Origin of the sequence: Streptosporangium sp. NPDC023825, assembly GCF_040639575.1 — a bacterium.
Taxonomy (GTDB): Bacteria; Actinomycetota; Actinomycetes; order Streptosporangiales; family Streptosporangiaceae; genus Streptosporangium.
In genome coordinates this window covers 197,711-210,145 of sequence record NZ_JBFAAE010000010.1, presented here as the reverse complement: position 1 = coordinate 210,145, position 12,435 = coordinate 197,711, and the positions used below count along the sequence as shown (strand labels likewise).

General features: G+C 69.1%; 12 protein-coding genes and 1 pseudogene. 8 read left to right on the top strand and 5 right to left on the bottom strand.

What is annotated here, in order from left to right; translation table 11 throughout:
- Positions 1–459: 459 nt before the first annotated feature.
- From AB0G15_RS12745 to AB0G15_RS12725, 5 genes are all read left to right on the top strand, one after another.
- Positions 460–759 (top strand): hypothetical protein, encoded by a 300-nt coding sequence (locus AB0G15_RS12745; protein ID WP_362838157.1) that lies wholly within the window; start codon positions 460–462, stop codon positions 757–759.
- A gap of 133 nt (positions 760–892) precedes the next feature.
- Positions 893–1,429: a MauE/DoxX family redox-associated membrane protein gene (locus AB0G15_RS12740; RefSeq protein ID WP_362838154.1), complete on the top strand. Its 537-nt coding sequence runs from the start codon at positions 893–895 to the stop codon at positions 1,427–1,429.
- A gap of 50 nt (positions 1,430–1,479) precedes the next feature.
- The gene (locus tag AB0G15_RS12735) at positions 1,480–2,055 is read left to right on the top strand and encodes a hypothetical protein (protein WP_362838152.1); all 576 of its coding nucleotides are present in this window, start codon (positions 1,480–1,482) and stop codon (positions 2,053–2,055) included.
- Positions 2,056–2,058: 3 nt separating this feature from the next.
- Positions 2,059–3,882: an ABC transporter ATP-binding protein gene (locus AB0G15_RS12730; RefSeq protein WP_362838150.1), complete on the top strand. Its 1,824-nt coding sequence runs from the start codon at positions 2,059–2,061 to the stop codon at positions 3,880–3,882.
- Positions 3,879–4,457, top strand: coding sequence for a S26 family signal peptidase (locus tag AB0G15_RS12725; RefSeq protein ID WP_362838147.1), 579 nt, complete (start codon positions 3,879–3,881; stop codon positions 4,455–4,457). Before AB0G15_RS12730 ends, AB0G15_RS12725 begins: the two co-directional genes overlap by 4 nt.
- A 62-nt stretch (positions 4,458–4,519) precedes the next feature.
- Here AB0G15_RS12725 and AB0G15_RS12720 read toward each other — a convergent pair whose 3' ends face one another.
- Both AB0G15_RS12720 and AB0G15_RS12715 read right to left on the bottom strand, forming a co-directional pair.
- The gene (locus AB0G15_RS12720; protein ID WP_362838174.1) at positions 4,520–5,140 is read right to left on the bottom strand and encodes an AfsR/SARP family transcriptional regulator; all 621 of its coding nucleotides are present in this window, start codon (positions 5,138–5,140) and stop codon (positions 4,520–4,522) included.
- Between the two features lie 24 nt (positions 5,141–5,164).
- Positions 5,165–5,416, bottom strand: a pseudogene (locus tag AB0G15_RS12715) (winged helix-turn-helix domain-containing protein); the annotation flags it as partial.
- A gap of 446 nt (positions 5,417–5,862) precedes the next feature.
- Here AB0G15_RS12715 and AB0G15_RS12710 point away from each other — a divergent pair.
- A complete protein-coding gene (locus AB0G15_RS12710; protein WP_362838144.1) occupies positions 5,863–8,547 on the top strand; it encodes a LuxR C-terminal-related transcriptional regulator in 2,685 nt (894 codons plus the stop codon).
- A gap of 652 nt (positions 8,548–9,199) precedes the next feature.
- Here AB0G15_RS12710 and AB0G15_RS12705 read toward each other — a convergent pair.
- The 3 genes from AB0G15_RS12705 to AB0G15_RS12695 form a co-directional block, all read right to left on the bottom strand.
- A complete protein-coding gene (locus tag AB0G15_RS12705) occupies positions 9,200–9,547 on the bottom strand; it encodes a HepT-like ribonuclease domain-containing protein (RefSeq protein WP_362838141.1) in 348 nt (115 codons plus the stop codon).
- A gap of 73 nt (positions 9,548–9,620) precedes the next feature.
- Positions 9,621–9,917, bottom strand: a complete 297-nt coding sequence (locus tag AB0G15_RS12700; protein WP_362838138.1) for a nucleotidyltransferase family protein — start codon at positions 9,915–9,917, stop codon at positions 9,621–9,623.
- Positions 9,918–10,369: 452 nt separating this feature from the next.
- The gene (locus AB0G15_RS12695) at positions 10,370–11,530 is read right to left on the bottom strand and encodes a hypothetical protein (protein ID WP_362838135.1); all 1,161 of its coding nucleotides are present in this window, start codon (positions 11,528–11,530) and stop codon (positions 10,370–10,372) included.
- Positions 11,531–11,768: 238 nt separating this feature from the next.
- Between AB0G15_RS12695 and AB0G15_RS12690 the strand changes: the two genes are divergently transcribed.
- On the top strand, positions 11,769–12,146 hold the full coding sequence (locus AB0G15_RS12690; RefSeq protein WP_362838133.1) for a hypothetical protein: 378 nt from the start codon (positions 11,769–11,771) through the stop codon (positions 12,144–12,146).
- A gap of 2 nt (positions 12,147–12,148) precedes the next feature.
- Positions 12,149–12,403, top strand: a complete 255-nt coding sequence (locus AB0G15_RS12685) for a hypothetical protein (protein WP_362838131.1) — start codon at positions 12,149–12,151, stop codon at positions 12,401–12,403.
- The last annotated feature ends 32 nt before the right edge of the window (positions 12,404–12,435 follow it).

Genomic DNA, 12,435 nt, shown 5'->3' with positions numbered 1-12,435 from the left:
GCGATCCTCGTCGAGGCGGTCGGCCTCGAAGGTGTCCTCGAACTCCAGCTCGTAACCGGCCCACGCCACGTGTTCCCGCCTTCCTGCCGCCGTCTTTCCGGAAAGGACCATACGCCGGGCCGGCCGTCGCGGTCACGGGCAGGCGAAGGAAGCCGGCTTCGCCGATGAGGATGCCGCTGAGGGGCGTCCACCGCCCACCCGCGAGCGCTGCGCGGGGCGCGGCGTCCGGGAGCAAGGTCGCAGGCGCAGGTCGCCCGTGAGGAGATCGCCGTCCGCGAACCCCTGCCGTGTCGCCGAGCCCTTCGCGGGTGCGTGACCCGGGAGGCGGCGGGCTGAACGCGTGCTCGTCGACCATGCCGCTTGTATGCGGTTCCCATGCCAGGGCTTCCTAGATTGATCCGTGTCGCAGCGTTCGGCTCCCTCGGAGAGAGGAGCCGTCATGAGAGAGAAGGTCAACCGATGCTTCGAACCGTTCGGTCGCTCGCCGACCGGCTGTTGGAGAGTCTGGTCCCCGGCACGCGGGCGCAGGCGATGGCGTGCGTCGAGGGGTGGCAGGAGTACACCTGCCCTCCCGTCGGGGGCGCCCCGTACCCCACGAGGAGCTTGAGGCGGGTCAGGACCTGCAACGGTGTGACGCAGGTGCTGGAGACGCTGCCGTGCGGCACGGCGATCTGCGGTGGGAACAGTTCACCCTACGGGCCCTTCGTCCCCCTCCACCCGTGCCCGCCTCCCAGCTGCCCGCCGTTCATGATGTGCTGAACCGCACCGTCCGGTGATCCGGGCCGTCCCGGCCAGACCCGGACCCGTCATGTGACTGACCGCCTCCATCAGGGAGGGACGGGTGCCGCGACTGGCGAAGAGTCGCGGCGCCCCCTCCAGATTAGGGGTTTCCATGGAGTACGTCCTGGTCTGCTGCCGGCTCCTGGTCGGTGTGGTCTTCGTGGTCTCGGCGGTGGGCAAGATACGCACCCGCGGCGCCTACGCCTCCTTCCGCGCCGCCGCCGGTGAACTGGCACCGCGGCTGCCCCCGGCGACGAGGGCCCTCGTGCCGCCCGCGGTCGTCGCGGGCGAGCTGGCCGCGGCCGTGCTGCTCGCGGTCCCGTCCACGGCCGGCGCCGGGTTCGCGATCGCGGTGGTGCTGCTGGCCGCGTTCACGGTCGCGATCGCGACGGCCGTGCGCCTCCGCCGGCACGTGGTCTGCAACTGCTTCGGCCCCTCGTCCACGCCGGTGGGACCGGGGCGGCTCGTCCACAACGGGGTGCTGCTCGTCGCCTCGCTGGCCGGGGTGGTGCTCTCCTTCGGCACCGGGTCCGCATCCGTCGCGCTGGAGCCGGCCGGTGTCACCGCGGCGGCGGTCATCGGCGTGACGGGGGCCGCTCTGGTGCTCCTCGCCGAGGACATAACCGAGCTGTTCCGGCCGCTCGCCTGACCACCGGGGGCGACGGCGAACGTCCAACCGTGGAATCACTAAGGATGATCATGTTGAATGTCGTTGTGGTGCTCGTCGGCGCGGTCATGGTGCTGTGCGCGCTCGACATCGTTCTCACCGTGGGAGTGGCCCGGAGGCTGCGCGCGCAGGGTGAACTGCTGGCGCGGCAGGCCGCTTCGTTCCCGTCCGGTCATCCGCAGCCCGGTGCTCTCCCACCGGTCATGCGGGAGGCCGGAGAGCGGCTGGGCGCATTCCGTACCGCCGCCACGGACGGTACGCCTCTCGACGAGGGGTTCTTCGCCGACGCGCCGACCCTCGTGGCGGCGTTCTCCGTCGGGTGCCTCGCCTGCGAGGAGCGGCTGCCCGAGTTCATCAGGTTCGCCCCGGCCTTCGCCGGCCGTGAGCGCGTGCTCGCCCTCGTGGTCGGCACCGACGGCGCGGCCGAGAAGGCCGCGCTCCTGGAACCGGTGGCCACCGTGGTGGTGGAGAGGACCCACGGCGGGCCGGTGTGCGGGTCGCTGGGGGTCAGTGCCTACCCGGCGCTGGCGATCGTCGACCCGGGCGGCGTCGTCCGCGCTTCCGGCACCCTGCTCCAGGACGCGGCGGCCGCCCTGGAAACGGTCTGACCCATGCGGAAGATCATCGTCGCGTTACGGCTGAGCTGGCAGGCCGGCCCGCTGCTCACCGCCGTCGTCGTCACGCTCACGCTGGCGACCGCGCCTGCCCCGGTCGTGACGGCATGGCTGACCAAGCTGGTGCTGGACGACATCACCGCCGGGGCCTCTCCCGGCACGGTCGCGGGGAAGGGCGTCGCGCTCGCCGTCACGATCGTGGTGACCGGCCTGATACCGTACGTCACCCAGTACGCCTCCCGTGAGGTCGAACGCCGCGTCGGGCTCCTGGCCCAGGAACACCTGTTCCTCACGGCCGAGCGCTTCGTGGGCATGGCCCGTTTCGAGGACCCTGTCTTCCTCAACCGGATGCAGATGGCACTGCAGCACGGCGCCACCACCCCCGGGGTGATGGTCTCGGCCGCCCTGTCGGTCGTCGGCTCCGTCGTCACCGGTCTGGGCTTCCTGGGGTCGCTGATGGTCATCTCCCTCTGGCTGCCCGCGGTGATCCTCGTCTCGGTCCTGCCGATGCTGGCCGTGGAGCTGTCGATGGCCCGCCGCCGGGCCGGTCTGTCGTGGCGGCTGAGCCCGATCGAACGCCGGGAGATGTTCTTCCGCGATCTGCTGACCAGCGCCCAGGCCGCCAAGGAGATCCGGCTGTTCGCCATCGGCACCTACCTGCGCGAGCTCATGACGGCCCAGCGGCGCCTGTCCAACAGGGAGAACCGCGACATGGACCGCCGCGAGGTCGGCATCCAGGCGCTGATCGGCCTGGGGAGCGCCGCGGTGTCGGGCGGGGCGCTGCTGTGGGCGGTGCTCGCCGCCGCCGGCGGCCGGATCAGCGTCGGTGACATCTCGCTGCTGGTCGCCTCGGTGGCCGGCGTGCAGAGCGCGAGCGTGTCACTGGTGCACACCATCGCCCAGTGCCATCGTCAACTGCTGCTGTTCGACCACTACCTGCAGGTGGTCGCCGCCGAACCCGACCTGCCCGTTTCCCGCTCTCCCAGGGCGATCGCGCCGCTGGCGCGCGGGATCGTCTTCCGCGACGTCTGGTTCCGCTACTCTCCCGACCACCCCTGGGCGCTGCGCGGCCTCGACCTGACCATCCCCCACGGCCGGACGGTGGGTCTGATCGGCCGGAACGGCGCGGGCAAGAGCACCCTGATCAAACTCCTGTGCCGGATGTACGACCCCGAGCGCGGCGCGATCCTGTGGGACGGCGTCGACCTGCGCGACCTGGACCCCGCCGAACTGCGTGCCCGAATCGGCGTGGTCTTCCAGGACTACATGGAGTACGACCTGACCGCGGCCGAGAACATCGGCCTGGGCGATCTGGAGTACCTGCACGACCGCGAGCGCGTCACCGCCGCGGCCGTCGACGCCGGAGCCCACGAGTTCGTCGGCCGCCTGCCCCGCTCCTACGACACCCTGCTGTCACGGCTGTTCTTCCAGGGAGAGGACACCCCCGAGGACACCTCCGGCGCCATCGGCGTGACCCTGTCGGGAGGCCAGTGGCAGCGGCTGGCCCTAGCCCGCGCGCATCTGCGGACCGGGCACGACCTGATGATCCTGGACGAACCCAGCTCCGGCCTGGACGCCGAGGCCGAGTACGAGATCCACCGCAGGCTGCGGCAACGCCGGACGGGCCGTACCAACGTGCTGATCTCCCACCGGCTCAACACCGTGCGCGATGCCGACCTGCTGGTCGTGCTCGACGAGGGAACCGTCGCCGAACACGGCACCCACGAGGAACTGGTGGCCCGCGGCGGCACCTACGCCGACCTGTTCTCCATGCAGGCCGAGGGCTACCTGGAGGTCCTTCCCGGACAGGCCGGTCGGTGACCGCTCCGCTCGCCCTGATCCTCACGCCGCTCGCAGCCGGTGCCGCGGCGGTGTTCTGGGCTCGCCGGAACCTCCTGGTGGTGATCATCTCGGGCGCCAGCATGCATCCCACCCACCGGCCCGGCGACAAGGTGCTGGTACGGCGCCTGCCCGCCGGCCGGATCCGAGCGGGAGACATCGTCGTGGCCGACATCGTGGCCGTCCCGGAGTACGTGGCGGCGCCCTCGTACGGCGGGATCCGGCACGCTGCGCGTCCTGGCGCGGCCGGAACCGGCAGGCGGCGCGGGGCGGTTCCCCCGTGGAAATCCTCTCCCGGCCCCGCCCCTGGCCGGGTCGCCGAAAGGGTCGCCTTCGCCCCCAGCCGGGTCGTCAAAAGGGTCGCCGCCGTCCAGGGGGATCCCGTCCCCGCCTCGGTGCCCCGCAGGGCGGGCGAGACCTCGGTCCCCGGCGGGTGCCTCGTCCTGCTCGGTGACAATCCGGGGCAGAGCCTGGACTCCCGCCATTTCGGATACGTGTCCGCGACGGACGTGGTCGGCAAGGTGGTCGGCGCCCTCTCGGCGACAGGTGGCCGGTAAGGCGCCCGGTCGATGCTCACCGGAACCGCCGTCCGGTCCGGGCGATCCCGGCCGGTGCCCGATCAGGCAGGGTGGCAGCCCACGGCGGGGACAGCGGAGTTCGCGACGGGCCTCCCGTCGACGGAGAGTAGCCGACGTGGCCACGCGAGGTCGGGGCGTGCCGGACCCGGGCCCTCGCTCCGGTGGCGGGAGGAGGGGCCGCGGATGGCGTCGTCGTCCCGGCGAAGGACGGAAAGGTGGAGTTCACGCAGCTCGGCGGAGGGGTCCAGGCCGAGGTGGTCGCTGAGCGTCGCCGTGGCGGAGGTCCACGCCGAGATCGCTCCCGCTGCGTTGCCGCCGAGATAGTGCGCACGCATCAGGTGTGCCCACGAGGTCTCCCGGAGAGGTGCCGTGGCCAGGATGTCAAGGATCTCGGGAACGAGGTCGAGCGTGCGGCCCAGGTCCAGCCGGGCTTCCACCAGGCGTTCCCGTACCGTCAGGTGCAGCTCGTCGAGGGCGGCGAAGCGGGCTCTCATCTGCTCGGAGGCGGCGCAGTCCTGCCCGGCGGGCCCCTGCCACAGGCCGAGCGACTCCTTGAGCGTCGCCTCGGCCGCGCCGGTGCGCCGGGCGCGCAACTCGGCGAAGCCCCGGGCGGCGAGCCGCTTGAACCTGATCGCGTCGACCTCGTCCGGCTCGATGAGCAAGCGGTATCCTCCGCCGCCGCCCCGTAGGGTGATCAAGCGCTCCTGCAGGGAGAACGCCGTCAGCTGGCTCCGTAGCCGGGCCACGTGCAGGCGCAGGTTCTTTCGGGCTGAATCTGGAGATTCATCCCAAAGAGATCTCATCAGCCGCTCCACGGGAACCGACCGCCCCTCGTCGAGGAGAAGGGCCGCGAAGACCCCTCTGACCGGCGCCGACCTGACACCGATGGATGTTTCCGCGTTCTCGATCCGAACGCTTCCGAGCAGGCGGAACAGCATTTCTGCAACCCCTCTGGTAATCGATGAAAAGGTTCCCCGCCCGGGGCCGGAAAGGGGGGCGGCCATCCACGCTGACGGTGTGCCCGGGGCGGACCGCCGGCCCGCGGACGTCATGTCGTAAGACGCGGGCGGATGGCGGTTCGCCTATCAGGATGGGGACGCCGCCGGGGAGCGGTCATGAGTGACGATTACTCAATTTCCGGCTGACGCTCGCGCCGTCTCAGGCGTTTCCTCTGTCCTCCGGAAAATTCCGGCCATCCAAAATCAGGATGATAGTCCGTATATATACGTATTCCTCTGCGGCCGGGCTGGCGACAGGCCAGAGAAACACATTCGATATCCTGATATTTCTGACATAGCGTTTGAACAGCGCCTGTTACAGAGCCTGCACACCGACGAGTTCGTCCCGGCTGCTGGAGTCGCAGGACTGGCGGAGGTACTACGGGATGGGCCAGGAGAGTTTGCTGGGGCGATGGCCGCTCATAGGGCGTGCGTCGCAGCTGGAGAAGTTCGACGAGTCCCTGGAAGACCCCCGGGTCAGAGGCTTCGTCGTCTTCGGGCCAAGGGGAGCGGGGAAGTCCCGCCTGATCGAGGAGTGCCTGGAGCGGGCGGAGGGAGCCGGTCGGCGCGTCGGCCGCGCGGTGGCCACCGCGGCCGCTGCCTCGATTCCCCTGGGAGCCGTCGCTCACCTGCTGCCCGCCGAGGCGGACCTGTCCGATCCGGTCACGGGGTTCGCGTCGGTGGCGCGGCTGCTGTCGCGGTCCGGAACGGACCCGGCCCCGATGGTGATCGGAGTGGACGACGTCCACCTGCTCGACGCGACCTCGGCGGTGCTGCTGAGGCAGCTGATGGACGCCGGTGTGATCTTCCTCCTCGGCTCGGTGAGCACCGGGGAACCGCCCGGCGCGGCGGTGGCGGCGCTGTCGTGCGAGGACTCGGTGCAGCAGATGGACCTCGTCGACTTCAGGCGCTCGCAGGTCGAGGAGCTGCTGGAACGGGTCCTGGGAGGATACGTGGGCAGCAACACGGTCAGCCAGATGTTCATCGCCAGCGGCGGTAATCCGCTCTACCTGCGCGAGCTGGTGATCGGAGCGGTGACCGGCGGGATCCTGACCTGCGACGGCGAGTTGTGGGAGATGACCCCGGGCCGGCTGCCGGGGACGCGGCGCCTGACCGACCTCCTGCGCTCCCGGCTCTCCGCCGCATCGCCCGAGGGCCGTGACGTGCTGGAGGCCCTGGCGCTGTGCGAGCCGCTGTCCGTGGCTCAGCTCACCGTCGACGCCCACCCCCGCACGCTCGACGAGCTCGAACGGGCGGGACTGATCGTCATCGGCCGGGAACGGCGGCGCACCGCCGTCCGGCTGGCGCACCCCCTCTACGGCGAGGTGCTGCGCGCCGACATCACCACGGTCCGGCGCCAGGAAACGCTACTGCACCACCTCTCCCTGCTGGAGAAAAGCGGGGCCCGGCGGCGTGAGGACGCGATGCGACTGGCCACCTACCGGCTGGCGGCCACCGGAACGGCGGATCCGGCACTGCTCATGCGGGCCGCGGCCCTGGCCATCCACACACGCGCCTACGCCAACGCGCTCTCCCTCCTGCACGCCGTACCCGAAGAATGGCACGGCGTTCAATACCGGTTGCTCCTGGGCAAGACGCTGTACGAGACGGGCGAGTTCGGGCAGGCCGAGACCGTGCTGTCGCAGGCGGTCGCGCCGGCCGCCGACGAGCAGGAGACGCTGCTCGTGACGAGCCTGCGGGTGCAGAACCTCATCTGGGGTCTCGGAGCCTCGCAGCGGACGGTCCGCGAGGTCGTCGAAGTCGCCCGCCACCGGGTCGCGAGCCCTTCCGGCCACCAGATCCTCATCGCCACCGAGGCCGCCGGCTGCTTCGCTCTGGGCGAGTTCCCGCGCAGCCTCGCCCTGTGCTCGCGCCTGCCCCTGGACTCCGGGCCCGGGCCGGACGTGATGACATGGCTGATCGCCGTGACGACCAGGTCGGCGGCGCTGGCGTTCCTGGGCCGATGTGAGGAGGCCGTGACCTGGGCCCGACGCGCCACCTCCGTCAGCGCAGCCGTCGACGCCGAGCTGTACTCCATGACCACCCACGAGGCGGCGCACCACTCCGTCCTCACGCTGGCTCTGGCGGAGAGCGGTTGCCTGGCCGAGAGTCAGGCAGTGGGCGAGGAGGCCTACCGAACGCTCGCCCAGGGCATACCGAGCCCCGAACAGAGACTCCTCGCCTTCCAGCTGGGACGTGCCGCGTGGCTGGCGGGCCATCCCGGGCAGGCCCGCCGCTGGTACGCCGAGCTCGTCAGGGCGGCACGCCCCTACACCGCGATCGTCTTGCCGCTGGCGCTCTCCGGGCTGGCCGCCTCGGCCGCCCTGCAGGGCGATCTGCAGGCGGCCGAAGCGGCCCTGACCGAGTACGACCGGCTGACCTGCGCGGTGCACATGCCCGAAGAGCGGCTGGGAGTGGCCTGGCTGCACGCCGTCCGAGGGGAGCTCTCCCATGCCCGGGCCGTCCTCACCGCGGCGGCGCGGGAGGCCGGGGAACGCGGGCAGATCGCGTTCGAATCCGTCCTGCTGACCGACCTCGTCCGGCTCGGAGGAGCGTGCGAGGCCGCAGAGCGGCTGGCGGAGATCGCCGAGGCGGCCGACGGCCGGTTCCACCGGGCGCGAGCCGACCTGGCCGCCGCTTGGGCCGAAGGATGCCCCGACCGGCTGCTCGCCGCCGCCGGGGAGATGGAGACCATCGGTGCCGACCTCCTGGCCGCCGAGGCGGCCAGCGTCGCCGCCGGAATCCTGCGGCAGGCCGGTGACTCCCGCCGCGCCCGGGCCGCCGCGCTCCGCGCTCAGTTACTCGCGGCCCGCTGCGAGGGGGCCCGGACTCCCGCCCTCACCACAGGGGGCAGCGGTGCCCGGCTCACCAGGAGGCAGCAGGAGATCGCGCTGCTCGCCTCACAGGGGATGCCCAGCAAGGACGTCGCCGAGCAGTTGGGCATCTCGGCCCGTACCGTCGACAACCATCTGCGGCACATCTACGTGGAGTTCGGCATCACCACCCGCCGCGAGCTGGCCACCCACCTCAACGGTGTGGTTCCGTTGGAGTCGCGATCCCGCGGGACGTGACCCGTGTCCGTCTTCGCCGACGAGGGCACGACCGAACCGGAACCCCTGCCGGATCGAGGGCTTCCGGCAACGAGCAGACGCCCGAGCGGCCCCATCGAGCCCTGGCCAGCCGGATCAGCGGCTTCCTTGTGACCGGGGCCGACCTCACTTGGCCGATGCCAGGAGCCCAGATCACCGTGCCCATTCTCGACGACCCAGTCGCGCCATGGCGCGGTCGAACAGGATGAGCTCGTAAGGCATCATGCCGAGAGTCGGTGACCGGATCGCACCCGGACTGTCAGCTTGGAAGTCATCTACTGACCTTGCGGCCACGTCCAGCGAAGTGGTGTATGGGTTGGCTTTCGCGTGATCCTGTTTCTGCAGGTTAAGCGGTAAGTGTCTGCGGAATGGGATTGTGCTGCGGTGTGTCGCCGGTGATGCCACGCATTCGGGTCTTGGCCAGCACGTCCAGGCCCATGTAGCGGCGGGACCATGGGCGATACCCGCTCCCACCTGGGCTTACGGTCCACGGTGATCCATCGACGTCCGGCCTCGTCCGCGGTCGTTGTCACCCAGTTGGTCACCCAGAAATCCGCTCTCCGGACAGGTTCGGGCGCCCATGGGTAGCGGGCGTCGATGAGGCCTGCGGGCACTTCCACCGCGGAGAAGCCGACTAAAGATGCGAACCCGTTGAGGGCCCGATGTGCTCGTCAGGAGAGACGGTGGGGGCGCGTGACTCCTCTTGCTCCAGTCGCTTGAAGAGATCTGGGTGGGCACGCCAAAGCAAGTCTCGTACTTGGCGCTCCAGTTCGGGAACATTCACCGTGGCGGCGCTGTGCACGATCTTCCAGTCGACACTGAAATATCGGTGGACCACATTGTTACGCAATCCCCTGATCAGCTTCCAAGGGATCTCAGGGGTGGAGGCTCGGGTGTCGTCCGAAATCCCTCCGACTGCCTCACCGATGATGGACAACTGCCATATGACCGCATCACGGCGCATCGAGTCAGTAGCCCACACCTCAGGCTAGACACCTTCGAGGTACGAAGCGATCTTCCTGGCGGCTTCCACGATGTCCACCAGATACAGGCCCTCACGCTGCATACAGCACCCGGGTGTCGTCAAGGATCTGATCGCGGATGACCCAGTGGAGACCTTCCTTGGAGACCACATCGACCTTGCGACCTAAAAGGTCCTCCAGTTCCTCCTGGAAGCCGAAGAACTCAATTCCGATGTCGCTGCCTGGCTTCAGGACGTAGAGCAGGTCGACGTCGCTCCCTTCCTCGTCTTCACCACGGGCAACTGAGCCGAAGACAGCCAGCTCGGCAACACCGTACTTCTCGCACAGTCCAACCAGCTGCGCGTAGACGGTCGTGAAGTCAACGCTCATGGCACCTCCCGAGCCTCTATGTTGTCACCTCACTCACATCACCACACTGCTTGGACCTACCTTCCCTATCGCGACATCCCAAAATCCGTGAAGATGAGCGGGCGACAAGGCAGGAAACGCAGAGGCACAGCTCAAAGAACCTCACCGGTAGGGCACCCGGGAAGAGGCGGACGCCGGGCGAGAAGATCAAGCAGAGATCAAATTCCGGTTTACAGTGCCTGACCTGGGTTTTGCATGTCCGAAGAGGGTGGAGCCTAGGAGATTCGAACTCCTGACATCCTGCTTGCAAAGCAACCCAGGCGGGGGCGGGACCATGGGCAATACCCGCTCCCACCTGGACTTATGGTCCACGGTGATCCACCGTCGTCCGGCCTCGTCCGTGGTCGTTGTCACCCAGTTGGTCACTCAGTGACTCGCCTGTCCGAGCCGGTAGAGCGCGCCTTCCCCGGTCCTCACTCGGGGCCGCTCAGCTCTCGATACGCCTCGCGTAGTTCTGCGGCTTCCGGCATGCGGCGCGTCTCGATCGCGCCGATCACCTCACGTGCCCTCCAGTAGTTGGACGGCACCAGTGCGCCGCTCGTGATGGTCGTGAGAGCGAGCTGACCCGCCTCGTCAGGCTGGTCGGTGGCGAGAAGTGCCAGAGCAAGGTCAAGACGCGCGGAGGCCGCCCGGCGCGGACGAACCAACCCGTCCGCGGCCGACTCCAAGCGGGCGAGAACCTGCCGGGCGTACGGCTCGGCGGCCGGATCCCCCAGCCACGACAACGTGGTCGCCACGTACGCCTCGCTCTTGGAGGGGTCGTAGCGGTAGTGGTGCTCGGGATGCTCGGGCACCGACAACGGTGAGACCAGCCGGGCAACGCGATTCAGCGCATCACGCGTCTCCGGGCCGGACCCGAGCCGTGCCCAGATCCGGCCTTCCTGCGCGGTCGCCTGGATGTAGGCCGAACTGGTGCGCGGTGCGATCGCCTGCGCTCCCTGGGTCAAGGTCAGGGCGCGTCGGTAGTCGCCGGTGGTGACCGCCTGCCATGCCTCCGTCTCCAGACACCACGCGGCGATCTCGGGATGCTCGGCGTGCCTGGCCAGCTGGGCGGTCGTCCGAAGCCACGTTCCGGCGGCCTCGAACTGGCGAAGGTCGATGTGACAGGTGGAGGCCAGCAGCGACAACCAGCCACCGGCCGTGAGAAGGCGGCGGTGCTCGGCGAATGTCTTCTTGGCGTCGACCAGGTGCGAGACGTACGACAGGTGCTGACGCACTCGTTCTAACAGCTCGGCCGGTGGTGTCGCCTGGTAGGCCATCGCGAGGTCGTCGACGGCCAACTCCAGCCGGTCGAGCGTTTCGGTGCCCACGTCGCTGGCGGCGACACGGCGGGCCAGCTCCAGCGCCTCGATCTCCTCGGCGAAGTGAGACCTGTCCGGCGTCGTGCTCTCCGGCTTCTCGCTGAACAGCTCGTCTTCTTCCGCGCCGAACACGCGGCAGTAGAGCAGCCGGTACGGGTCCTTGGGCTGGTGCTTGCCCGCCTCCCAATCCTTGATCATGCGGATCAGGGAATCCCGCTCGGGCAGGCGGGCGCGAGTGCGCGGATCGGCGGCCTCGGCAAGGTGCCTGGCCATGTCTCGCTGGGTCCACAACTTGCCACGCCTTGCGGCGCGTAACCGTACGGCCCAGGCCGGAACGTTATTCATTGTGTGCACCTCGGGGGACTGGGGTCCTCCTGTCTCCCTCAGTCTCCCCTACTCGCACTGTCGGCGCGGGGTACCCGGCGATGTCATGGGAGCACCAGGAAAAACGGGACCCGCAGGCGCGGTAACGCCGTACGGGTCCCTTGATCGCACACTGGAGGTGCGACCCATGGACAACTGTAGAGCCGTCCCACCCGCCGTTGACGAGGCGACGGTGGAGAGCCACGACAAGGCGCTGGCCGTCGTTCAGCGGCTTCTCACCGAGCGAGGTATCCGTGCTCACCGCCACCACACGATCAGCCTCGGCCTGTTCGCTAACAGCGCGGCTGCCTGGCCCGACCAGCCCCCACTTCGGTCGTGGATGGAACGGCATCCGCCGGAGCTGACCGTGAAGGGTTCGCATGGCTGTCGTGTGGCCACGGTAACCATGGGGGTGCGCTCGGGCAGCTACCTGGTCTCCTTGTGCGACGACTCCGGCCCTCGGGCGGTGCGAAGCGAACATCCCGAACAGGTGGTCGCCCTGATCCTGGCTGCTCGGAGGACGTGAGTGTGTACGGCTGGGTCATCCTGGGCGATGCGGCCACCAAGCGCGTCAACGGCCAGGAAGTCATCGTCACGGTCGGCAAGTCGGGCGACATCAGGGCGGCCATCAGGGCGTGGGAAGACGCTGAGCGCCACCGGATGCTGTACGAACTGGGCAACCTCGGTCGCTTAGTCGATGAGGCGATAACACGCCTTCAATTTCGCCACCAAGATCCGGGCAGTCGCGGAAACCACACGTTGAAAACCTGCGACGCCCCATGACCACTGGCCGGCTACAGCAATGCTGCTTTTCG